The sequence below is a fragment of the Nonomuraea sp. CX421 genome (assembly GCF_059358955.1).
This window is the reverse complement of sequence record NZ_JCADBK010000026.1, coordinates 49,018-70,070: the sequence shown is the minus strand read 5'-3', so window position 1 is coordinate 70,070 and position 21,053 is coordinate 49,018. Positions and strand designations below refer to the sequence as shown.

22 protein-coding genes are annotated in these 21,053 nt (G+C 71.2%); 8 read left to right on the top strand and 14 right to left on the bottom strand.

Features of this window, described 5'->3' with window-relative positions; genetic code table 11:
* Position 1 precedes the first annotated feature (1 nt).
* The 4 genes from lipB to AC5L3X_RS32740 form a co-directional block, all read right to left on the bottom strand.
* On the bottom strand, positions 2–637 hold the full coding sequence (gene lipB, locus AC5L3X_RS32755) for a lipoyl(octanoyl) transferase LipB (RefSeq protein ID WP_189124485.1): 636 nt from the start codon (positions 635–637) through the stop codon (positions 2–4).
* A 68-nt stretch (positions 638–705) separates the two neighbouring features.
* Positions 706–888 carry a PspC domain-containing protein gene (locus tag AC5L3X_RS32750; RefSeq protein ID WP_189124486.1) on the bottom strand — a complete coding sequence of 61 codons (183 nt, stop codon included), beginning with the start codon at positions 886–888 and terminating at the stop codon, positions 706–708.
* Positions 889–948: 60 nt separating this feature from the next.
* On the bottom strand, positions 949–1,455 hold the full coding sequence (locus AC5L3X_RS32745; RefSeq protein ID WP_225263240.1) for an HAD domain-containing protein: 507 nt from the start codon (positions 1,453–1,455) through the stop codon (positions 949–951).
* Positions 1,452–2,372 carry an AraC family transcriptional regulator gene (locus tag AC5L3X_RS32740; protein WP_189124487.1) on the bottom strand — a complete coding sequence of 307 codons (921 nt, stop codon included), beginning with the start codon at positions 2,370–2,372 and terminating at the stop codon, positions 1,452–1,454. The genes AC5L3X_RS32745 and AC5L3X_RS32740 overlap by 4 nt, the downstream gene beginning before the upstream one ends.
* A gap of 74 nt (positions 2,373–2,446) precedes the next feature.
* Between AC5L3X_RS32740 and AC5L3X_RS32735 the strand changes: the two genes are divergently transcribed.
* The gene (locus AC5L3X_RS32735; protein WP_494862181.1) at positions 2,447–3,289 is read left to right on the top strand and encodes an NAD(P)H-binding protein; all 843 of its coding nucleotides are present in this window, start codon (positions 2,447–2,449) and stop codon (positions 3,287–3,289) included.
* 77 nt (positions 3,290–3,366) lie between these two features.
* Positions 3,367–4,212 (top strand): undecaprenyl-diphosphate phosphatase, encoded by an 846-nt coding sequence (locus tag AC5L3X_RS32730; protein WP_494862180.1) that lies wholly within the window; start codon positions 3,367–3,369, stop codon positions 4,210–4,212.
* A 66-nt stretch (positions 4,213–4,278) separates the two neighbouring features.
* Here AC5L3X_RS32730 and AC5L3X_RS32725 read toward each other — a convergent pair whose 3' ends face one another.
* The 5 genes from AC5L3X_RS32725 to AC5L3X_RS32705 all read right to left on the bottom strand — a co-directional run bounded on the left by AC5L3X_RS32725 (position 4,279) and on the right by AC5L3X_RS32705 (position 9,644).
* Positions 4,279–7,167 (bottom strand): WXG100-like domain-containing protein, encoded by a 2,889-nt coding sequence (locus AC5L3X_RS32725; protein ID WP_494862178.1) that lies wholly within the window; start codon positions 7,165–7,167, stop codon positions 4,279–4,281.
* 6 nt (positions 7,168–7,173) lie between these two features.
* On the bottom strand, positions 7,174–7,560 hold the full coding sequence (locus AC5L3X_RS32720) for a YbaB/EbfC family nucleoid-associated protein (protein WP_189124491.1): 387 nt from the start codon (positions 7,558–7,560) through the stop codon (positions 7,174–7,176).
* 97 nt (positions 7,561–7,657) lie between these two features.
* Positions 7,658–7,954: a hypothetical protein gene (locus tag AC5L3X_RS32715; protein WP_189124492.1), complete on the bottom strand. Its 297-nt coding sequence runs from the start codon at positions 7,952–7,954 to the stop codon at positions 7,658–7,660.
* Complete coding sequence (locus AC5L3X_RS32710) at positions 7,951–8,340, bottom strand: YbaB/EbfC family nucleoid-associated protein (RefSeq protein WP_189124493.1); 390 nt, start codon at positions 8,338–8,340, stop codon at positions 7,951–7,953. The genes AC5L3X_RS32715 and AC5L3X_RS32710 overlap by 4 nt, the downstream gene beginning before the upstream one ends.
* A gap of 152 nt (positions 8,341–8,492) precedes the next feature.
* The gene (locus AC5L3X_RS32705) at positions 8,493–9,644 is read right to left on the bottom strand and encodes an MFS transporter (RefSeq protein ID WP_494862175.1); all 1,152 of its coding nucleotides are present in this window, start codon (positions 9,642–9,644) and stop codon (positions 8,493–8,495) included.
* A gap of 87 nt (positions 9,645–9,731) precedes the next feature.
* Here AC5L3X_RS32705 and AC5L3X_RS32700 point away from each other — a divergent pair, with 87 nt between their 5' ends.
* The 6 genes from AC5L3X_RS32700 to AC5L3X_RS32675 all read left to right on the top strand — a co-directional run bounded on the left by AC5L3X_RS32700 (position 9,732) and on the right by AC5L3X_RS32675 (position 16,005).
* Entirely contained in the window at positions 9,732–10,049 is a 318-nt protein-coding gene (locus AC5L3X_RS32700; protein ID WP_494862173.1) for an ArsR/SmtB family transcription factor, read from the top strand.
* Positions 10,036–12,657 carry an ATP-dependent RNA helicase gene (locus AC5L3X_RS32695; RefSeq protein ID WP_494862171.1) on the top strand — a complete coding sequence of 874 codons (2,622 nt, stop codon included), beginning with the start codon at positions 10,036–10,038 and terminating at the stop codon, positions 12,655–12,657. The genes AC5L3X_RS32700 and AC5L3X_RS32695 overlap by 14 nt, the downstream gene beginning before the upstream one ends.
* 50 nt (positions 12,658–12,707) lie before the next feature.
* Positions 12,708–13,388 (top strand): hypothetical protein, encoded by a 681-nt coding sequence (locus AC5L3X_RS32690; RefSeq protein ID WP_494862169.1) that lies wholly within the window; start codon positions 12,708–12,710, stop codon positions 13,386–13,388.
* A 100-nt stretch (positions 13,389–13,488) separates the two neighbouring features.
* Positions 13,489–14,337: an SPFH domain-containing protein gene (locus AC5L3X_RS32685; protein ID WP_494862167.1), complete on the top strand. Its 849-nt coding sequence runs from the start codon at positions 13,489–13,491 to the stop codon at positions 14,335–14,337.
* Positions 14,330–14,542, top strand: coding sequence for a type II toxin-antitoxin system antitoxin (locus tag AC5L3X_RS32680; RefSeq protein WP_494862166.1), 213 nt, complete (start codon positions 14,330–14,332; stop codon positions 14,540–14,542). The genes AC5L3X_RS32685 and AC5L3X_RS32680 overlap by 8 nt, the downstream gene beginning before the upstream one ends.
* Before the next feature lie 20 nt (positions 14,543–14,562).
* Complete coding sequence (locus tag AC5L3X_RS32675) at positions 14,563–16,005, top strand: amidase (RefSeq protein WP_494862164.1); 1,443 nt, start codon at positions 14,563–14,565, stop codon at positions 16,003–16,005.
* A gap of 53 nt (positions 16,006–16,058) precedes the next feature.
* On the opposite strand, the gene AC5L3X_RS32670 is transcribed toward AC5L3X_RS32675, so the two are convergent.
* The 5 genes from AC5L3X_RS32670 to AC5L3X_RS32650 form a co-directional block, all read right to left on the bottom strand.
* On the bottom strand, positions 16,059–16,904 hold the full coding sequence (locus AC5L3X_RS32670) for an aldehyde dehydrogenase family protein (RefSeq protein WP_494862162.1): 846 nt from the start codon (positions 16,902–16,904) through the stop codon (positions 16,059–16,061).
* Positions 16,897–17,094: a hypothetical protein gene (locus tag AC5L3X_RS32665; RefSeq protein WP_494862160.1), complete on the bottom strand. Its 198-nt coding sequence runs from the start codon at positions 17,092–17,094 to the stop codon at positions 16,897–16,899. Before AC5L3X_RS32665 ends, AC5L3X_RS32670 begins: the two co-directional genes overlap by 8 nt.
* Positions 17,084–18,526 (bottom strand): aldehyde dehydrogenase family protein, encoded by a 1,443-nt coding sequence (locus AC5L3X_RS32660; RefSeq protein WP_494862231.1) that lies wholly within the window; start codon positions 18,524–18,526, stop codon positions 17,084–17,086. Before AC5L3X_RS32660 ends, AC5L3X_RS32665 begins: the two co-directional genes overlap by 11 nt.
* 470 nt (positions 18,527–18,996) lie before the next feature.
* On the bottom strand, positions 18,997–19,389 hold the full coding sequence (locus AC5L3X_RS32655; protein WP_494862158.1) for an STAS domain-containing protein: 393 nt from the start codon (positions 19,387–19,389) through the stop codon (positions 18,997–18,999).
* Between the two features lie 276 nt (positions 19,390–19,665).
* Positions 19,666–20,772: an AI-2E family transporter gene (locus AC5L3X_RS32650; protein ID WP_494862229.1), complete on the bottom strand. Its 1,107-nt coding sequence runs from the start codon at positions 20,770–20,772 to the stop codon at positions 19,666–19,668.
* Positions 20,773–21,053 lie beyond the last annotated feature (281 nt).

Below are 21,053 nucleotides of genomic sequence, written 5' to 3'. Positions count from 1 at the left end.
GTCAGGACGCCTCGAAGGAGGCGGCCACGGCGACGCGGACGGAGCCCATCGACGCGTCGCCGACCTCTCGCTTGAGCGAGGTCATGTCGACGTCGGGCATGCCGCACGCGACCGCCCACTGCCAGGGGTCGAGGTCGCCGTCGACGTTGAGCGCGAAACCGTGGCTGGTGACGCCGCGGCTCTGGCGCATCCCGATCGAGACGATCTTGCGCCCGCTCTCGGTGGTCCAGACGCCGGTCAGCAGCTCGGAGCCGGGCGGCGTGTCGCGGCGCTCGGCGGCGAGGCCGAGCGCGCCCAGCGCCTCGATCAGCCGGAGCTCCACCTCGCGCACATAGTCGACGATCCGCTCCTGCTCGCCCAGCTTCACGATCAGGTAGCCGACCAGCTGGCCGGGACCGTGATAGGTGAGCTGGCCCCCGCGGCCGGTCTCGACCACGGGGATGCCACGCGACGGGTCGGGCAGGTGCGCCTGCGGCGTGCGGCGCCCGATGGTGTAGACCGACGGGTGGCTCAGCAGCCAGAGGGTGTCCGGCCGCTCGTCTCGCTGGCGCTCGCCGACGAGGTCGGCCATGCGCTCCATCGCCTTGTCGTAGTCGACCAGCTCATCCTGGATGAGCGTCAGCGGCCTTGACTTCATGCTTCGAGGATAGAGCGGCGCCAGCACTTCTTCGGTGTCGGTGCTTCTTCGGTGTCAGTGCTTCGGCGTCAGTACTTCTTCGGCTCCTCGGGGACGAGGACCCACATGACGACGTAGACGACCCACATCGGGCCGGGGAACAGGGAGAGGATCAGCCAGAGGATCCGGACGAGGGTCGGCGGCAGGCCCATCTTGTCGGCGAGGCCGCCGCAGACGCCGGCCAGCATCCTGTGCTCGCGAGAGCGGTACATCGTTTCCTCCGTGTGGTCGCAGCTACTTGAAGAACGGACGGGCTGACCACACCTATCCCGCTACGGACCCTGAGAAAACCCCGACAGGGTCAGCCAGTCACGGGCCGCCGCGAGGTGTTCGCTGGTCAGGCCACGATTGGGCTCGACGGGAACAAGCAGAAAATCGCTCAAACCCTGACACTCCCTGAGATACTTCTCATCCTCCCAGCGCACCTGGTCGTCGAACCAGACGAACGGCCTGTCACCGACGTACGCCCCCACGTGCCGGGTCTTGAACATCTCGCCCAGCTCACTGCCGCCGTCGGGCCCCAGGGGCACGACCGGGAGCTCCGGCAGGCCGACGCGGGGCGAGATCCACTCGTTGGCGTGATGCTCCCAGGTGGTGGCCCAGGCCAGCTCGGCGCCCGTGCGCAGGGCCAGCTCCAGCAGCCTGGGACCATGCCTGGAGTTGAGGTGGACGGTGTAGCCGACGCCGTCGACCGTGCACCTGTAGCGCCTGAAGCCGGGACCGGGCGCTCCGAAGGGATTGAGCACCCCGTCGACGTCCACCAGCAGCAACGGCTTCACCTGTCGGCTCCCGCCCGGTGCTCCCGCGGGCTGACCCCGCGCACCCTCTTGAAGGCGGCACTGAGCGCGAACGGACTGCCGTAACCCACCTTCCTGGCGACCGAGCCTATCGTGGCGCCCGGCTCACGCAGCAGGTCGGCGGCCATCGCCAGCCGCCAGTCGGTGAGGAACGCCATCGGCGGCTCGCCCACCAGCTCGGTGAACCGCCGGGCCAGCGAGGCCCGCGAGACGCCCACCTCGGCGGCCAGCGTGGCGACCGTCCACGGGTGGGCGGGATTGTTGTGCAGCATCCGCATGGCCCGGCCGACCACCGGGTCGCTCATCGCGTCATACCAGCCGGGCGCCTCGTGGGCGGCGAACCACGACCGGAGCACGGTGATGAGCAGCAGGTCGAGCAGCCGGTCGAGGACCGCCTCCTGCCCCGGCTCGTCCCTGACCACCTCGGCGCCGAGCAGGGAGATGACCGGGCCGCCCGGCTCGACCAGCAGCGCCGGCAGGGCCTCCAGCAGCCGCCGGGTGATCTCCCCTTCGAGCTGGTAGGTGCCGGTGATCATCACCGTTCCGCCGGCGGCGGAGTTGCCCCAGGTGCGGACGCCAAGGTCCATCGCCTGGTACAGCGACTCGCCGTCGAGCGTGGTGCAGCGCTCGCCGGGGTGGATGACGATCTGCGGCGGCGTGGCGGGGTCGTCGGCCACGGTGTACGGCTCGGGCCCACGCATGATCGCGACGTCGCCCTGGCCGACGCGCACCGGGTCGCCGGAGTCGGGCGTCACCCAGGCGACGCCCCGGGTCATCGCCACCAGGGTCAGCGGCGCCTCGTCCTGGATCCGCAGCGACCACGGCGGATCCATGATCGAACGCAGCACGAAGGCGCCGCGGGCGCGGGGCCCGTCGAGAAGGGCGGCCAGCCGGTCCATGGCTTAGACGATCGCATATGGCATTGCGCTCCTCAACCATGGATAGTCTCACGGCCTTCCGGCTTACTGGGGGCATGACAACTTTGGTGCTGGGCGGCACGGGCAAAACCGGCCGCCGTGTGACTGACCGGCTCACCGCTCTCGGCCTGCCCGTACGGGTGGGTTCGCGCGCCGCCGAGCCGCCCTTCGACTGGGCCGACCGCGACGGCTGGGCGCCCGTCCTGCGCGACGTCGACGCGGTCTACCTGACCTACTATCCCGACCTCGCCTTCCCCGGCGCGCTCGACGACATCCGGGCGTTCACCTCGCTCGCCGTCCGGAGCGGGGTCAGACGGCTGGTCCTGCTCTCCGGCCGGGGCGAGCCGCTGGCGGAGGCCGCCGAGCGGGTGGTCCAGGAGTCGGGGGCCGAGTGGACGATCGTCCGGTGCGGCTGGTTCATGCAGAACTTCAGTGAGGGCCATCTGCTGGAGCCGGTGCTCGACGGCGTCATCGCGCTGCCCGCCGGCGACGTGGCCGAGCCGTTCGTGGACGTGGACGACATCGCGGACGTCGCCGTGGCCGCGCTCACCGGGCCGGAACACGCGGGCCGGCTCTACGAGCTGACGGGGCCGCGGCTGATGACGTTCGCCGACGTGGCGGACGAGCTGTCGAAGGCGACCGGCAGGCAGATCGCCTACCTGCCGGTGACGGCCGGAGAGTACGCGGCGGCGGCGGCCGAGCACGGCGTGCCCGAAGCCGAGATCGGCCTGCTGACCACGCTCTTCACCGAAGTCCTCGACGGCCGCAACGCCTACCTGGCCGACGGCGTGCGCGAGGCGCTCGGCCGCCCCGCGCGGGACTTCGCCGACTACGCCCGCGACGCGGCGGGGGCCTGGACGGTGGCCGCGCGCGACCCGTCAGGCGGCGACCGCGCCTAGCGATACCCCGCTGTCTCCTCCACGTTCACCTGCCGACCCCCTGAGTCCGCTACCCTCACCTCGTCACTCCGGGGCTCGTGGAAGGCACGTACGTGATCGGCTGGTTCGAAGCAGTGATCCTGGGGCTCATCCAGGGGCTCACGGAGTTCCTGCCGATCTCCTCCAGCGCGCACATCCGGGTCGTCTCGGCGTTCTTCGGCTGGCAGGACCCCGGCGCCGCCTTCACGGCGGTCATCCAGCTCGGCACCGAGACGGCCGTGCTGATCTACTTCCGCCGCGACATCTGGGAGATCCTGTCCACCTGGACCCGCTCCCTGTGGACTCCCGCGCTGCGCTCCCACCACGCGGCCCGCATGGGCTGGTACGTCATCGTCGGCAGCCTGCCCATCGGCGTCCTCGGTCTGGTGTTCAAGGACCAGATCGAGGGCGTCTTCCGCGACCTGCGCCTGGTCGGCACGACGCTCGTGGTGTTCGCCCTGATCCTCTGGTTCGCCGACCGCAGGGCCCGCGACACGCTCACGCTGGAGAAGCACCTCGGCTTCAGGCACGCCATCGGCTACGGCTTCGCGCAGTCGCTCGCCCTCATCCCCGGCGTCTCCCGCTCGGGCGGCACCATCACGGCCGGCCTGTTGCTCGGCTACCGCCGGCAGGACGCGGCCAGATACTCGTTCCTGCTGGCCATCCCCGCCGTGCTGCTGTCGGGACTGCTGGAGCTCAGCCAGATCGGTGAGGGCCCGGCCCCGGCGTGGGGGCCGACGATCGTGGCCACGGTCATCTCGTTCGTCGTGGGCTACGCGGCCGTCGCCTGGTTCCTGAGATACATCAGCACCCACCGGTTCACCGGCTTCGTGTTCTACCGCATCGCCCTCGGCCTCTTCGTCATCCTCGCGGTCACCCTGGGCTGGATCCCGGCCCAGGGCTGACGCGGGCGCCGCCACTACCCGATCGGCGCAGCGAGCACGGTTCGGCGGCCCGGTGACGGCGGATGACTAACCGTCTGCCTCGGATGCTCTCTTGAGCGCGCGCCGGTAGTACTCGGGCACCGTGATCAAGCCCTCTTCCAGGAGACGTACTTCCCGTTCGAGGAAGGCGACGTTGGCCTGGCGAGTGGCGTCGGTGAACCACTCGTCGACTCTCGGATCCGGGTACTGGTGACTCTTGGTGAAGCCGATTTGCCCTTTAGCTTGCTCGACGAACATGGCGCGCAGAACCGGGTCGTCTTCGATGATCTTGAGGTAGCCGATGACGGACAATTGCCCGGCATCGGGCCTGACCTCGTGCACCCTGCCCGGAAGGTCGGCCCAGAACCTCCCTCCCGGTGTCGACAGGTCCTTGAGCGCGCAGCGGATGCCGCCCTCCACCCCCCACACCGAGTGGGCGAGGTGAAAGAGATCTGCGACTGCGAGGGCCTTCATGTACTTCACGTTCGGGCTGTTCGCGTCAACGGCCTGCGCTCCGTTCACGAAGGTCGTCGCGATGATGCCGTCGTAGACCGCCTTCCCGTGGGCCTCGGTGTAGGTCTCCGGCATGAGCAGTTGCATCAGCTTGACGGTCAAGCCGGCGGCGATGCGTTCGTCCAGCACTCTCCCGTGTCCCTGGACCAGGTCATGCCCCAAGGCAGCGATCACCACCAGCACGACATCTTCGAGCGTGAAACTTCTGGGGTCTACCTCGCGGCTACGCAGGGTATACCTGACGCCGCCTTCGACGACTTCCCGGGTGTGTTGACCGTTGTTGTAGGCGGCAGGCATCTCCTTCCAGACGGTGCCATTGACCGGCGGCAGGGCTCCCTCCCCGCGCGTGAACTGGCGGTCGACCAGCCCCAACAGGACCGTGGCGACATCGACCGCCTTCTCGACCATCCTGCTGAGGCCCGGATTCCGGGTCACTTCGTCGGGGAACAGGCTACGAGCCTCCTCCCTGAACGCCTCCAGCTCGGCCATTCGGTAGGCCCCATCCGGCGTCGCACTGGGCTCGGGTCGCCCCTCCAACTCGCGCAGGAGGGCGTCCATCCGCGGGTCTACTTCGCGCAGCCAGTCGACGTCCGCGACCCCTTGCTGCTTCCAGTCGTCGAGTATCGGCGGGTCCGGCGGACGGCTCTCGTGAACCGGCGCCTCGGTTGTGTCCTTTGGCGCGGCCTGCGCCCCGGTTGCGTCCTTTGGCGCAGCCTGCGCCCCGGTTGCGTCCTTTGGCGCAGCCTGCACCCCGGTTGCGTCCTTTGGCGCGGCCTGCGCCTCGGGCGCGCTCCTTAGGGGTGTCGTCGGCGCCTGGTCACCCACCGTCCCCTGGGTTTCCCGGGTGAGAGATTGCCAGGCGCTCGACGTGTCCGCTGCTGTGGGGCCGGCACTCCGGGCAAGTCCGCCTGCCCCGTCGCGAACCGCTCCGGGCGCGGGGGCGTCTGGCAGGGGGGAGTTCGGGGGGGCGGACGCCGTTACTGCCGTCGCCCCCTCCCGAGGCGGCACGTCGGTTCTCGCGCTGGGGAGGGGCGGGTTCACTTGGACGGGGTCGCCACCGATTGGTCGGGGAGCCACTAACTCGCCACCGCGGGGCATGGGCACAGACCCGGGTGCCCCGGGTACAGACCCAGACACCCCGGGCACTGACCCCGGCACCCCAGGCACCCCAGGCGCCCCGGGCACCCCAGGCACCCCGGGCACAGCCCCCGGCACCCCAGCCACCCCAGGCACCCCAGGCACAGCCCCCGGCACCCCAGCCACCCCAGGCACCCCGGGCACCCCAGGCACCCCAGGCACCCCAGGCACCCCAGGCACAGCAGGATCGCCGGCTCCTGGCGCCCTCGGCGCGGCACCGAGATCGGCGGCGTTGGCCTGGCTGAGGGCGCTGCCGCCGGGCCTCTCGTCGCCGGGGCGAGGACCGCCATCCAAACCTGGCTGGGACGGATGCGGCGAACGGGGTGCGTCGGGCCCACCCTCGGGAGCGCCCCCGGGAGCGCCCTCGGGAGCGCCAAAGTCGGGCGAGTGCCTGGTGGTCAGAAAGTGCTGGCCGTCGGCGCCTAGTGCGCTTGAGGTGAAAGCCTTTGCGAGCAGCTCGACGTCAAATTTCCCATTGATTAGCATTTCGGCCGCGGTGACGGCAGTGCCGGCCAGGCCGTACTGGGCCGCCTGGCCGTAGATAGAGGTGCTGGCGGCGGCCAGCAGTTTCTCGGCGGTGGTCATCTCGGCCCGGGTCACGCCCATGAGCATGCGATCGGAGGCCATCCGGGTGAGCCCGCCCGAGATCCCGCCCATGATCAACCCCATCGCTCCGCCCATCAGCGCGGAGGAGGCCAGTTGGTGCCGATCCAGCTCGTCGCGACGCCCGCCGAGCATCTGTGCGCCCTGGACGGCTGCGTCCATCCCCGCGACGATGCCCGCGAACAGAGCCATGTTCGTCAAGGCTCTGTTCGCGATCTGTCGCACGGTCATCCTGGCCAGCCGTACGCGTAGTGCGATCAGCGCCCAGCACGCGCCGCCGCCGGGTGCTAAGGCGATGACCAGGAGGTACGCCAGCTGGGCGATCAGCAGCCAGACAGTGATCTCGATCATGTACTTGGCGTACTGGATCTGCAGCCCGACGGCGTTAAACGCCATGGCAACCTCGGTGAGCCGCTTGACCAGCTCAGCCTCCCGGCCGCCGAGCTCCCTCGTGACATACTCGACGAAGGCCTCGTGCGCAGCACCGTCCCATGCCTTGCCGATCTTGCGCGCGCTCTCGTGCCCGCCTGCCGCAGTGTGCGCGACGAGGTCATGCGCAGCCGTGATGCAGGCGTCGGCGAGCCTGAAGCACCCGGTCTCGTCGCCCTCGGGCCAGTCCATCCCGACGACCCAGCCGACATATGGCTTGGCCCACTCCGGGACGAGGATCCCCTCGTATCCCATGAGCTGTCAGCGCGTGCTGACGTCAAGCCCCGGCGGCAGGAAGGCATTCAGGTTTATCTGATCGGGCTCGAACACGTCGCCGTATCGCACGCCCTCCGGCAGGAGCGGCGCGACCAGTTCCTCGGCCAGGTCGGAAACCGCGGCGCCGGCCCGGCCGAGCTGCTCCACGATGCGGTCGGCGAGCTCAGCGGACGACATCCGGCGATACACCCCAGGGTCCAGCTCGATAGCTCTGACCTGGCCGCCGAACCCCACGGTCACGCTGACCAGTCCGTCGGCGGAACGGGAAACGGCCTCCAGCTCGCCGAGCCGTTGGGGCAGCTCGCCAATGTGTAGCACCTGCTGCTCCACGACGGCCACAAGCTCCGCGAGAGTATCGTCGAACGCGTTCACAACAGCCCTTCCACTCCTACGGTTGCGCGACCAGAGAAGAGCGACCGCATCACCTGACGCCCTTGACACGTGCATGTCGCCATGAGCGGGCTGGCACCTACTCTGACGGCCACACCGCCGACTCGTACGTGATCGCGTTCGCGGCCAGGCCGTCGCCGGTGGCTTTGATCCCGTCCAGGTAGCTTGCGATCGCGCTGAAGATGGTCTCCTCCATTTGCGGGAGGTGCTTGGACAGTTCCGCACCGTACGCGTCCTGTCCGAGGGTGGCTCGGTCCCGGTCAAACGCACGCCGCAGACGCTTGGAAACGTCGTCGATCTCCGTGTGACGCTCGCGCATCACCGCGCTTTCCCTGCGCAGAAAATACGGGTCGACCGAGAACCCCTGCCCGCTCATCGGGCACCCGGCCGAGGCAGGAGCTCAGCGAGGTTCGGGTGGTCTCCAAGGGTCCCCCCGTACGGCAGGTCGTCGGGCAGCAGGGGGTCGAGCAGTTCGCGCGACCGCTCGGCGACCGCACTGGCGGCCTGACCGATCTGCTCCATCAGCGCCTGGGCAAGCTCGGAGGGCTCAAGCACGCGGGAGACCCGCGGATTGAGCGTGATCTTGCGGACCTGCCCTCGCGGTCCCACGGTGACTGTGATCATCCCGTCGTCCGATCGAGTGCTCACAGTCAACTCGTTCAGTTCGCCGTACGCGTCAGCCACCTGCTTCAGGTGCCGGTCGTACTCGACGGCGAGTGCCTCTGGACTCGAAATGAACTCAGATGTCACGCCAAAAAACATAACAGTCGCCTTATCCCATCCGCACCAGGGAACGACAAGAAAGCCTTCGAGGACGCCGACGCCGTCCCTGACGGAGAATTCCTACCGCGTGGCCTCATCGTCATCCTCGCGGTCACCCTGGGCTGGATCCCGGCCCAGGGCCGACGGGGCCCCTACCCGACCGGGGCCGGCGCCACTGCCGCCGGCGCCACCTCCCGCCGGTAGGTCGCCAGCGTGAAGACCAGCGCGACCAGGCAGAACCCGGTGGACAGCGCGATCACGCCCACCCTGCCGTACCAGTCGAGAGCCAGGCCTCCGGCGACGCCCGCCACGAACAGCCCGACGTACTGCGCGGAGGAGAGCAACCCGAGCCCGACGGGGACGTTGCCGGGCACCACCGCGACGGTCCGATACTGCTGGGCCGGGGCGATCAGCCAGCCGAGCACGCCCCACAGGAACGCCCACACCAGCCCGACGGGCAGCGCCAGGTTCGCGACGGGGATCAGCGCCGTGGCCATGGTGCCCGCGGCCAGCCCGATCAGCACCATCCGCCGCGCCCCGAACCTGTCGGTGAGCCGCCCTCCCACCTGGTTGCCTACGACGCCGCCGAGCCCCCAGGCCCACAGAATCGCGGTCAGCGGCAGGTCCAGCAGCGACCCGATGTAGGTGTAGGCGGTGAAGGCGCCCGCGAACACCAGCAGTTGGGTCCCCAGCACCAGCAGCACCTTCCGGTCCCCCAACGGCTCGAACCGCTCGCGCAGCCGGGCCGTGGCGAGGGTCGCGACGTCGGGCACCGCGGCCGCGACCCCCGCGAAGCCGAGCACGCCGAGCCCGGCGACCAGCCAGAGCGTGGCCCGCCAGCCCGACACGTCGCCCAGCCAGGTGCCGAGCGGCACCCCGATCGCGGACGAGACGGCCAGCCCGCCCATCACCAGAGCCAGCGCGCGTCCACGCCGCTCGGGCGGGCTCAGCGCGGTCGCCACTCCGGACGCCGTCGGCGTGAACATCGCCGCGCCCGCCGCCGCGATCACCCTGGTGGCCAGGACCAGCGGGTACGTGGGCGCGAGCGCGGACAGGACGTTGCCCAGCACGAACACCGCGAGCGCGATCAGCAACAGCCTCCGGCGCGACAGGCGGGCGCTCAGCGCGGCCAGCAACGGCGACAGCACCGCGTACGCCAGGGCGAAGACGGTCATCAACTGGCCCGCGGCCGACAGCGAGATGCCGAGGTCACCGGAGATCGGCGTGAGAAGTCCGGCGGTGACGAACATGCCGGTTCCGATGGCGAAATTTCCCAACGCGAGCGGATAGAGCCGCGGATTCATCTGGCCTCCAAAATAAAGTTGGACATGCATCAAACTGACGTATAGTTGGATGCATGTCAAACAGTTAGACGGAGGTATCGTCGAGCCATGCGCCTGCTCCCGCATCCGGCCACGGAGGACATCCAGCTCACCGAGGTGCTCAAGGCGCTGTCCGATCCCGTACGCCTGCTGGTCGTCGGCAGACTGGCCGCCTACGGCGAGATGACGTGCTCCACCGCCGGCGACGACCTGGGCGTCCACAAGTCGACCGCGTCCCACCACTACCGCATGCTCCGCGAGGCCGGAGTGATCATGTCCAAGCAGGAGGGCCGGAAGAAGTACATCAGCCTGCGCCGCGACGACCTCGACGCGCGCTTCCCCGGCCTGCTCGACTCCGTGCTGACGGCGGCGCATGAGCCCGTCTGACCGCCCGCCCATCGGTCCGCCCGACCGACTGCCCATCCACGACGTCCTGCCCCTGCTGCTCGCCGAGCTCGACCGGCACGGCACGGCGGTGCTGACCGCCCCGCCGGGCACGGGCAAGACGACCGTCGTGCCGCTCGCGCTGGCCGAGGCGGGCCTGCGGGTGCTGGTCGCCGAGCCACGCCGGCTGGCCGTACGGGCCGCGGCCAAGCGGATGGGCGTCAGCTACACGATCAGAGGCGAGCGCCGGGTGGGCGCCAACCCCATGGTCGAGGTCGTCACCACCGGCGTCCTGCTCCAGCGGCTGCAGCGGGACCAGGAGCTGGCCGGGGTGGACGTGGTGCTGCTCGACGAATGCCACGAACGCCACCTCGACGCCGACACCGCGCTCGCGTTCCTGCTCGACGTCCGTGACACGCTCCGCCCCGACCTGCGCGTCCTCGCCACCTCCGCCACCGCCGACGCCCTCCCCTGGGCCCGCCTCCTCGGCGCCGACGCCGCCGGCGGGCCGTCCGCGGCCGCGACCGGCGTGGCGCCGATCGTCAGGGCGACGGGCGCGACGCATCCCGTCGAGGTCGTGTGGGCGCCGCCCGCCCGGCCGGTCGCGCCCCCGCACGGGCTGCGCGTCGATCCCGCGCTGCTGTCCCACGTCGCCCAGGTCGTCCGCCGGGCCCTCGCCGAACGGCAGGGCGACGTGCTGTGCTTCCTGCCCGGCGTCGGAGAGATCGCCAGGGTGGCCGGGATGCTCGGCGACGTCGAGGTCCTCCAGGTGCACGGCCAGGCCCCGGCCCGCGTCCAGGACGCCGTGCTGTCTCCCGGCTCGGCGCGCCGGGTGGTGCTGACCACGTCGGTGGCCGAGTCGAGCCTGACCGTGCCCGGCGTCCGGGTGGTGGTCGACTCGGGGCTGGCCCGGGAGCCGCGCACCGACCACGCCCGAGGGCTCGGCTCGCTCACCACGGTCCGCGTCTCCAGGTCGTCGGCCGCCCAGCGCGCCGGTCGGGCCGGCCGTGAGGCGCCGGGGGCCGTCTACCGCTGCTGGCCGGCGGCTGAGCATGAGCGCCTGGCCGACCACGCGCGACCGGAGATCGCGCTCGCCGACCTGACCGGGTTCGCGCTCCAGGCGGCCTGCTGGGGCGTCCCCGACGCCGAGGGGCTCGCCCTGCTCGACCCGCCACCGCCCGCCGCGCTCGCCGCCGCCACCCGCACCCTGCACGCTCTGGGCGCCCTGGAACACACCTCCGGCGGAGCCGCCCGCGTGACCGGCCGCGGCCGGCGCATGGCACGCGCCGGAGTCCATCCCCGCCTGGCCAGGGCGCTCATCGACGCCGGGCCACGCGCCGCCGAGGTGGTCGCCCTGCTGTCCGAGCCCCTGCCCCGCGAGGCCGGCGACGACCTCGTCGAGATCTGGCGCGCGGCCCGCCGGGGCGACGACGGCTTCGCCGCCCGCTGGCGCCAGGAAGTCACCCGGCTGCACCGCACGGCATCCGTTCCCGACACCCGGTCGACAGGCGCGGACGTACGGACGAAGGCGGCGGCGGAAGCCACCGGCACGGCGAGCGCGACGCCGCGCCCGGCGGGCGGGACGGCCGGAACGGCGGGCGCGACGCCGAATCCGGCGGGCGCGACGCCGGGCTCGGCGAGCGGAACGGTGGGTGAGCGGTTGGCCGATGACGCGCTGGCCGGGCTGGTCGTGGCGCTGGCGTTCCCCGAGCGGGTGGCGCGCAGGCGCGGCGGCGGCTACCTGATGGCGTCGGGCACCGAGGCGCAGCTCGCCCAGGGATCGAGGCTGGGGTCGGCGCGCTGGCTGGCCGTCGCGGTCGCCGACCGGCCCACCGGCTCGGCGTCGGCCCGCGTCCGGCAGGCCGTGGAGATCGACGAGGACACCGCGCGGCGGGTCGTGCCGGTCACCGTCGAGGAGGAGGTGGCCTGGCGGGTCCCGCCGGGCGAGCGGCGCGGCGACGTCTCGGCCCGGGTGGTGGAGCGGCTCGGCGCGATCGAGCTGTCGTCCGCCCCGCTGAAGGACGCCGACGTCCGCGAGGCCGTCCTGACCGGCCTGCGCACCGAGAACGTGCTGACCTGGACGAAGGAGGCGCTGGCCGTGCGGGACCGGCTGGCGTTCTGCCATCGCGCGCTCGGCGACCCGTGGCCCCCGATGGACTCACTCGCCGACCTGGCCGACCGCTGGCTCGAACCCGAGCTGTCCCGGGCCCGCCGCCGGGCCGACCTGGAACGCATCGACGTGGCCTCGGCGCTGCGGCGGCTGGTCCCATGGAGCGAACGCCTGGAGGAGGTCGCGCCGGAGCGCGTCGAGGTCCCGACCGGCTCCCGGATCCGCGTCGACTACTCGGGCGAGCAGCCGGTGCTGGCGGTGAAGCTGCAGGAGCTGTTCGGCTGGGACGAGGCGCCGCGGATCGCCGGGGTGCCGCTGCTGATCCATCTGCTCTCCCCGGCGGGGCGCCCGGTGGCGGTCACGGCCGACCTGGCGTCGTTCTGGCGCGACGGCTACCGTTCGGTCCGCGCGGAGCTGCGTGGCCGTTATCCCAAGCATCCCTGGCCGGAGGACCCCCTCACCGCCGTACCCACCCGGCGCGTGAAGCGGGCTCCGCGCTGAGGTTCGCGCACCACCTCGCCAGCACCACCTCCCCCAATGGAACGGACCCCATGAGCGTCATCGAGGCCGCCCGCAACAACGCCGAGTGGTGCGAGGCGGTGTGCCGGACCCACGGGATCACGGGCGTCTTCGGCCCGCGCGCCTGGACCAGCCCGGTCAGGACCCCGCTCTACTACCCCGACGCCGTCACCCTGTCCCCCGAGGCGACGGCGGGCGACGTGCTCGACGCCGTCGACCAGGGCCCCGGCGCGTCGGTGAAGGACAGCTTCGCCACGCTCGACCTGCGCCCGGCGGGCTTCGAGGTGCTGTTCGAGGCTCAGTGGATCCACCGCCCGGCGCCCGACCGGGAGACCGGCCACGCGGAGGTCGTCTGGGAGGTGGTCCGCGGCCCAGCCACCCTCGCCGCCTGGGAGCGCGCCTGCTTCCCCGGCGAGGACGGCGGCCTGTTCCGGCCCGAGCTGCTGATCAGGCCCGACCTGGCGGTGCTGGCCGGCCGGCTCGGCGGCGAGCTGGTGTGCGGCTCGGTGCTCAACCTGAGCGACCGGGTGGCCGGCGTCTCCAACGTGTTCGCCCACGGCTGCCCGGAGGACACCGCGTGGGCCGGCACGATCGCCCTGGCCGCCGAGCTGTTCCCCGGTCGCGCGCTGGTCGGCTACGAGGGGGACGTGACGGCCGCCGTCAGGCACGGCTTCGCCCCGATCGGCCCGCTCCGGGTGTGGCTGAAGGCGTGACCACCGGCGGGGCGCCGACGGATCGTACGGAAACTCGGTACGCGCCGGGCGGATCCATGTGGCTATCATGGTGATATCACCCCGATAGCAAGGAGTTGCGATGGAACGACGTGCTTTCCGACTGAACGGGTTCCTGGTCCTGCTCGTTCTGCTGGTGCTGGGCGGCGCGGCGGCCGCGATCCGGCCTGAGATCCTCGGCACCGAGTGGGGCCTGCTCGGCGCGTGGGGCGTGCTCGTCGCGCTGGTCGCCAGCGGGTTCACCGTGGTCAACCCGAACGAGGCGAAGGTGGTGCAGTTCCTCGGCCGCTACGTGGGGTCGATCTCCGACGCCGGTTTCCAGTGGCTGCTGCCGTTCACCACCAGGCGCACGGTCACGCTGCGCGTGCGCAACTTCGAGACGGCCAAGCTCAAGGTCAACGACGCCGACGGCAGCCCGGTCGAGATCGCCGCGGTGGTCGTCTACAAGGTGACCGACACGGCCAAGGCCGCGTTCGCGGTCGACGACTACGAGCAGTACATCGCGATCCAGTCGGAGGCCGCGGTCCGCCACCTGGCCACCACCCACCCCTACGACTCCCACGACTCCGAGCGCACCAGCCTGCGTGACGGCGCCGAGGTGGCGACCGAGCTGACCGCCGAGCTGCGCGACCGCACCGAGCTGGCCGGCATCGAGGTGGTCGAGGCCCGCATCACGCACCTGGCCTACGCGCCGGAGATCGCCCAGGCCATGCTGGTCCGCCAGCAGGCGAGCCAGATCGTGGCCGCGCGCACCCGGATCGTCGAGGGCGCGGTGGGCATGGTGCAGCTGGCACTCGACCGGCTGGCCGCCGAAGGCGTCGTCGAGCTGGACGAGGAGCGCAAGGCGCAGATGGTGTCCAACCTCCTGGTCGTGCTGTGCGGCGACCGGGCGACCCAGCCGGTGGTGAACGCCGGCAGCCTCTATGCCTGAGCGCGAAGGCGAGCCGACGGACTCCGAGTCGCCTCCGGCGGGGCCGAAGGCTCGCAAGAAACTCCTGCTCCGGCTGGACCCGTCCGTCTACGACGCGATCGCCAGGTGGGCGGCCGACGACCTGCGCAGCGTCAACGCGCAGATCGAGTACGCGCTACGCCTCGCGCTGAAGCAGGCCGGACGGGATCCTCGCAACCAACGGTGAAAACCTGCACACTTCTAGGCATGTCGTGGGCAGGCAGGTCCGCTGTCGAGATCGCGACGGCCGTGCGCCAGAGAGAGGTCACGGCCGTCACCGTCGTCGAGGAGCACCTTCACGCGATCGCCGAGCGCGATCCGCGGGTGGGGGCGTTCCGCCTGGTCAGAGAGCAAGCCGTGGCCGAGGCGCAGGCCCTGGGCGACCGCCGTGACCTGGCCGACCTGCCCCTCGCCGGGGTGCCCGTGGCGGTCAAGGACAACTTGGAGGTCGCGGGCGAGGCCACGCGCGGCGGCTCCTCCGCCACCGCCGAGGCGCCCGCGCCGCGCGACCACGAGACGGTCGCCCGGCTGCGCGCGGCCGGCGCGGTGGTGGTCGGCCTGACCAACCTGCCCGAGCTGGGGCTCGTCGCCTTCGGCGACAGCGCCTACGGCACCGTGCGCAATCCCTGGAATCCGTCCCGTACGGCGGGCGGCTCGTCCTCGGGCAGCGCGGCGGCCGTGGCGGCCGGGATGGTGCCGATCGCCCTCGGCAACGACGGCATGGGCTCGCTGCGCATCCCGGCGGCCTGCTGCGGCGTGTACGCCGTCAAACCGGGCACCGGCCTGATCCCGCCTCCGTCGAACGACTGGCACGGCCTGACCGAGAACGGCCCGGTGGCCGCCCGCGTCGCCGACCTGGCGCTGACGCTCTCGGTGCTGGCCGCCGACCCGACGCTGGCCGAGGCGTGGCGCGGCGGCGCGCGGATCGAGCCGGCGCCCTGGATGCTGCGGTCGGTCTGGGCCGACGACGACGAGATGTGGGAGCCCCAGCCGCCGCCGTCCGGCCCTGAGCCGTTCGACCTGCGAGTGGCCTACGCCCCGCAGCCGCTGCCCGCCGGGCTGCCGATGGACGGAGAGTTCCAGGCGGCCGTCCGAGGCGCCGCCGAGACGCTCCGCGTCGCCGGGCACACGATCGTCGAGCACGACAGCCGGCTGCCGTTCTGGCTGGGCCCCGCCACGGTCGCCACCTGGCTCACGCGGGCCGCCGAGGCGGCCGACGGGCTCGACCGCGGGCGCCTCGAACGCCGCACGCGCGCCCTCGCCCGTGGTGGCCGGGTGCTGTCCAGGCTGAGTCTCGACGGCGAGCGGAGCCGCGAACGCTGGCGGAGCTACGGCGCCGACCAGTGGTTCGGCGACGCCGACGTGCTCATCACTCCCGCCCTGGCCGCCGTGCCGCCGAAGGCCGACGGCTGGGGCCGCCGCGGCCTGGCGCGCAACCTGCTGGCCAACGTCAGGTACGCCCCCGCCACCGGGCCGTGGAACATGTGCGGCTGGCCCGCGCTGGCCGTACCGATCGCCACCCACTCCAGCGGGCTGCCGATCGGGGTGCAGCTCGTCGCCCCGCCCGGCGGCGAGCCGCACCTGCTGGGCCTGGCCGCCCAACTGGAGGCGGCCCACCCCCTCGTCCACCCGCCCGGCTTCGCCTACTGACCTGCCGAGCCGCCCTCATCGGGCCGCCCCATGGAGGCCGGCCGGTTTCGGTGTCAGGTGCCCTGTGGGTGCCAGACGGTCTTGGTCTCCAGGAAGCGGGTCATCCGGGTGAGGCCCGGATCGGCCGCCCAGTCGGGCGAGGCGGGCCGCAGGACCCGCTTGAGGTTCTCGGCCGCCGACTGCTCGCACCGCAACGCCAGGTCGGTGTCCTCGACCCCGGTCAGGTCGAGCCCGTTGACGTCCATGTGGGCCGCGAGCCAGGGCGCCAGCTCTTCCTGCCGGCCGGTGAGCACGTTGACGACGCCGCCGGGCAGGTCGGAGGTGGCCAGCACCTCCGCCAGGGTGATCGCCGCCAGGGGCGACGGCTCGGAGGCGATGACCACGCACGTGTTGCCCGTCACGATCACGGGCGCGACGACCGAGATCAGCCCCAGCAGCGGATCGGCGGGGGCGACGACGGCCACCACGCCGGTGGGCTCCGGCGAGGAGAGGTTGAAGTAGGGGCCCGCGACCGGGTTGGCGGTGCCGCGCACGGAGGCGATCTTGTCGGACCAGCCCGCGTACCAGACCAGCCGGTCGACCGAGGCGTCGACCGCCTCCAGCGCCGCCTTGCGGCCCGTGCCCAGCTCCTCGGCGAACTGCGCCCGGCGGCCCTCCAGCATCTCGGCGACGCGGTAGAGGATCTGACCCCGGTTGTAGGCCGTGGCGCCCGACCAGCCGGGGAACGCCTTGCGGGCGGCCACCACGGCGTCGCGGGCATCCTTGCGCGAGGCCCGCGAGGCGTTGGCGAGGAAGTCTCCCTTAGGCGAGGTCACGGTGTAGGACCTCCCACTCTCGGAGCGGGGGAAGGCCCCGCCGATGAACAGCTTGTAGGTCTTGCGAACGGCCAACCTACTCATCGCCGCGCCCCCTCCACATGATCTCCTGCGACATCTGCACCGGCACGAACACCTGGCCGCACCGGCTCACGCCGCAGCGGTGGGCGTACCAGCCGGTGCGTACGGGCCGGCCGGCACGGGCGAAGGCGTGACCCCGGGTGGCCTGGTGGCGGCGGGTCCGGCGACGGCCGCGTCTGTGGTCACACGTCAAGGTAGGCCTCCAACCCGAGCAGCCCGCCTTCACGGCCGTACCCCGACTCCTTGTAACCGCCGAACGGCGACGCGGGATCGAACCGGTTGAAGGTGTTGGCCCAGACGACTCCGGCCCGGAGCCGGTCGGCCATCCACAGGATCCGGGAGCCCTTCTCGGTCCAGATCCCGGCGGACAGGCCGTACGGGGTGTTGTTGGCCTTCTCCACGGCCTCGGCGGGAGTGCGGAAGGTCAGCACGGACAGCACGGGACCGAAGATCTCCTCGCGCGCGATCCGGTGCGACAGCGCCACGCCGGTGAACAGGGTCGGCGGGAACCAGTAGCCCTTGCCGGGCAGCTCGCAGGCGGGCGACCAGCGCTCGGCGCCCTCCTGCTCGCCGATCTCGCTGAGTGCGCGGATCTTGGCCAGTTGCTCGGCCGAGTTGATCGCGCCGATGTCGGTGTTCTTGTCGAGCGGGTCGCCGAGCCGCAGGGTGCCGAGCCTGCGCTTCAGCGCGGTCAGCAGCTCGTCCTGGATCGACTCCTGCACCAGCAGCCGGGAGCCCGCGCAGCACACGTGCCCCTGGTTGAAGAAGATGCCGTTGACGATGCCCTCGACGGCCTGGTCGATGGCGGCGTCCTCGAACACGATGTTCGCGGCCTTGCCGCCCAGCTCCAGGGTGAGCTTCTTGTCGGTGCCGGCGACGGTGCGGGCGATGACGCGGCCCACCTCGGTGGAGCCGGTGAAGGCCACCTTGTTGACGTCGGGATGGGCCACCAGGGCGGCCCCGGTCTCGCCGGCGCCGGTGACGATGTTGACCACGCCGGGCGGCAGGCCGGCCTGCACGCAGATCTCGGCGAACAGCAGCGCGGTCAGCGGCGTGGTCTCGGCCGGCTTGAGCACGACCGTGTTGCCGCAGGCCAGCGCGGGCGCGATCTTCCAGGCCAGCATGAGCAGCGGGAAGTTCCACGGGATGACCTGCCCCGCCACGCCGAGCGGCCGGGGATCGGCCCCGAACCCGGCGTGGCCCAGCTTGTCGGCCCAGCCCGCGTAATAGAAGAAGTGGGCCGCGACCAGCGGCAGGTCGACGTCACGCGACTCGCGGATGGGCTTGCCGTTGTCCAGGGTCTCGAGCACGGCCAGCTCGCGGGCCCGCTCCTGGATGAGCCGGGCGACGCGGAACAGGTACTTGGCCCGCTCGGAGCCGGGCAGCGCGCTCCAGCCGCCGAAGGCCTTCCTGGCCGCCTGGACCGCCCGGTCGACGTCGTCGGAGGACGCGCCCGCGATGTCGGCCAGCTTCTCCTCGGTCGCGGGGTTGACGGTCTTGAAGGAGGTCGCGGAGCCGTCCACGAACTCACCGTCGATGAACAGCCCGTACGAAGGACTGAGATCGACGATGTCGCGTGACTCGGGCGCCGGTGCGTATTCGAACGCCGGTGCGTTATTGAACATCGCCATCAGTCCAGGGTGAAGTAGCTAGGCGTCACGCCTGTCAGCCTAGACGGTCATATCGACTGCTTCGAGGGCACCTCAGGCGCCCACGATGTCAAGGCGACGTCAGCGCCGCCGGGCGGGCCCGCCGTTCTTGTCCGACCAGGGCACTCGGCGGAGCCGACGGGGTCAGCGTGACACGCCGACGATCACGCGACTCCGGCCCGAGCACCCTGGCGGCCCCCCTTCGGAAAAGGTCGCCGCCCCTGAGACAGTCAAGTCCGGGCCTCCTCTCCGGGCAATCGTGAAGGGGAGAAGAGCTCATCTCGTACGGTGATCGCCAGAGGGCGGCCACTGGCACACGTCGGGGCGGTGATGAGGTCGCTGAGAGCTTCAGTGAGACGCCCGGCGATGCCGCGCGCGGACACCGGCCAGGCCCGCTGACTCGGCGCGTTCACTCACTGCGGGACGGCATCTATCGGGCAGGTGGATCATGGGCTCGGCCCGGGCGGGTCGGGCGGAGTCAGCGACTGCGCCTGTAGGCGAAGGCCGGCCGTCTCGTGCCAGCCGGTGAGCTTGAGCAGGCGTCGTACCTGCGGGGAGGGCGACCGCATGGTCAGGATGTGGCCGCCGCGGAGACCGACGGCGGCGACGACCAGGGTGCGTAGGCCCCCGACGTCGCAGAAGACCAGGCCACTGAGATCGACGGAGAAGCTGCCACGGCCCGACATCGAGGCCAGCGCGAGGGGCAGTGCGGGCAGCGTGGCGCGGTCGAGTTCGCCCTCGATCCGCAGGCCCGCGAGGTCGACGAGCGGCGTGATACGCAGGAGTGGGCCGGTGGTCCTGATGGGTGTGAGATCGCCGGGCGGGTCTGCGGTGTTCATGCTGGCTCCTGCGGGTGGGAAGTACGGGCAACGTGCCCGGGAGGGTGAGGCGGTCAGGAACGCGATCGCCGGGGCGGGCGTGAGCGGAGCAGTCAGGTGCGGTGACGTGATCGTCCAATGGGCTCGACCAGGTGGAAAGCAGCGATCTGCGCCCTGCTTATCGCCAGGTGTGAACACCGGCCTGACGCCGGTATGGCGACCAGGCCGGTTCGACTGCTGCGCCGCTCATGGCGTGTCGTGATCACCGACGCAGGAATTCGGCCGCCTCCGAGCCTGTCAGTCCTTCTGCTCGGGTTCCTTCCCAGCAGGTACGGCCTGCGCCGGTGGCTCCGGGGCCCGTCCTGGCGGGAGGGGGATCGGATCGTCCTTGAAGAGCTCGGGCACGGCCCGGTAGAGGATGGCGGTGATCGGCACGGCCACGACCGCGCCCGCGATTCCGGCCAGGATGCCGCCGACGGCCAGCACGATGATGATCGCCAGCGGGTGGAAGTGCAGCACCCGGCCGACGATCAGCGGTTGGAGCACGTGGTTCTCCAGTTGCTGCTCGACGATCAGGATGCCGATGAAGATCAGCGCGTAGATCGGGCCCTTCGCGCCGAGCGTGACCAGCGTCGCGACCACACCGGCGAAGAGGATGCCGACGATGGGGATGAAGCTGGCCAGGAAGATCAGTACGGCGAGCGCCGCCCAGAGCGGGACGCCCAGGATGGCCAGCGCCAGACCCATGAGCACGCCGTGCACCGCGGCCACGGCCACCGTGCCCTGCACGTAGTGGGACAGCGTGGTCCAAGCGGTCCGTCCGGCCCGGTCGACCCGCGGCGCCATCCGGCCGAACCCCTTGAGGAACCAGGACCAGATCTGGTCGCCATCCTTGAGCAGGAAGAACGTCACGAACAGCAGGAGCACGATCGAGGCCAGCACCTCAACCACCACCACGGTGCCCGCGAGGACCGTCGAGGTGATCTGCTGCTGCCGCTCGGTCACCAGCTTGCCGATCTCGTCCACCCAGCCGCTGAGCTGCATGGGCTCCAGGTTCAGAGGGCCGGTGTAGAGCCAGCCCTCCACCGTCTTGGCCGTCTGCCTGACCTGTGTCACCAGGCCGGGGAACTCCTCGTTGGCCCGGACGCCGATGATCCACCCCGTCCCGGCCAGCACGGTGAAGGCGACGAGCATGGTGACCCAGGTGGCGTAGATCGCCCGCAGGCCCGACGCGCGCAGTTGCCGGGTGAGCGGGAACAGCAGCGCGGTCAGCAGCAGGGCGACCGCCACCGGCAGAGCGACGATGCGCATCGTCGCCACGAAGCCGAACACGTAGTTGGCCACGATGCCGATGACGATCAGACACGCGCACCAGGCGGCCATCTTCGCCAAGGTCGGTGGCACTAACCGCAACAGGCGCTCCTGGGGTGAATCCATGGACGGGCAACTGCCCCACCGGTCGGGGATAGGCACGCTCTCAGGTATTGAGTCAAGAAAATGTTGGAGAGGTAAATTTTTGCATCGTGGGTAGGGGGCATTCCGCCCTACCAGCTTTCTCACGACGGCATGGTGAGTCATCTTCTGTGAAACGACCGCGGCGCGCGCTCACGGCCGCATTGCGCCGACGTGCCGACTCCGCCCATGAGCACCGCCCGGCATTGGACCGGCCGGATGGCGACAGGCTG

Excerpts from the sequence above, each read along its gene's own strand:
- lipB (WP_189124485.1), bottom strand. The coding sequence starts at position 637 with ATGAAGTCAAGGCCGCTGACGCTCATCCAGGATGAGCTGGTCGACTAC.
- AC5L3X_RS32750 (WP_189124486.1), bottom strand. The coding sequence starts at position 888 with ATGTACCGCTCTCGCGAGCACAGGATGCTGGCCGGCGTCTGCGGCGGC.
- AC5L3X_RS32740 (WP_189124487.1), bottom strand. The coding sequence starts at position 2,372 with ATGGACCGGCTGGCCGCCCTTCTCGACGGGCCCCGCGCCCGCGGCGCC.
- AC5L3X_RS32735 (WP_494862181.1), top strand. The coding sequence starts at position 2,447 with ATGACAACTTTGGTGCTGGGCGGCACGGGCAAAACCGGCCGCCGTGTG.
- AC5L3X_RS32725 (WP_494862178.1), bottom strand. The coding sequence starts at position 7,167 with ATGGGATACGAGGGGATCCTCGTCCCGGAGTGGGCCAAGCCATATGTC.
- AC5L3X_RS32715 (WP_189124492.1), bottom strand. The coding sequence starts at position 7,954 with ATGAGCGGGCAGGGGTTCTCGGTCGACCCGTATTTTCTGCGCAGGGAA.
- AC5L3X_RS32710 (WP_189124493.1), bottom strand. The coding sequence starts at position 8,340 with ATGTTTTTTGGCGTGACATCTGAGTTCATTTCGAGTCCAGAGGCACTC.
- AC5L3X_RS32705 (WP_494862175.1), bottom strand. The coding sequence starts at position 9,644 with ATGAATCCGCGGCTCTATCCGCTCGCGTTGGGAAATTTCGCCATCGGA.
- AC5L3X_RS32700 (WP_494862173.1), top strand. The coding sequence starts at position 9,732 with ATGCGCCTGCTCCCGCATCCGGCCACGGAGGACATCCAGCTCACCGAG.
- AC5L3X_RS32695 (WP_494862171.1), top strand. The coding sequence starts at position 10,036 with ATGAGCCCGTCTGACCGCCCGCCCATCGGTCCGCCCGACCGACTGCCC.
- AC5L3X_RS32690 (WP_494862169.1), top strand. The coding sequence starts at position 12,708 with ATGAGCGTCATCGAGGCCGCCCGCAACAACGCCGAGTGGTGCGAGGCG.
- AC5L3X_RS32685 (WP_494862167.1), top strand. The coding sequence starts at position 13,489 with ATGGAACGACGTGCTTTCCGACTGAACGGGTTCCTGGTCCTGCTCGTT.
- AC5L3X_RS32680 (WP_494862166.1), top strand. The coding sequence starts at position 14,330 with ATGCCTGAGCGCGAAGGCGAGCCGACGGACTCCGAGTCGCCTCCGGCG.
- AC5L3X_RS32675 (WP_494862164.1), top strand. The coding sequence starts at position 14,563 with ATGTCGTGGGCAGGCAGGTCCGCTGTCGAGATCGCGACGGCCGTGCGC.
- AC5L3X_RS32670 (WP_494862162.1), bottom strand. The coding sequence starts at position 16,904 with ATGAGTAGGTTGGCCGTTCGCAAGACCTACAAGCTGTTCATCGGCGGG.
- AC5L3X_RS32660 (WP_494862231.1), bottom strand. The coding sequence starts at position 18,526 with ATGTTCAATAACGCACCGGCGTTCGAATACGCACCGGCGCCCGAGTCA.
- AC5L3X_RS32655 (WP_494862158.1), bottom strand. The coding sequence starts at position 19,389 with ATGAACACCGCAGACCCGCCCGGCGATCTCACACCCATCAGGACCACC.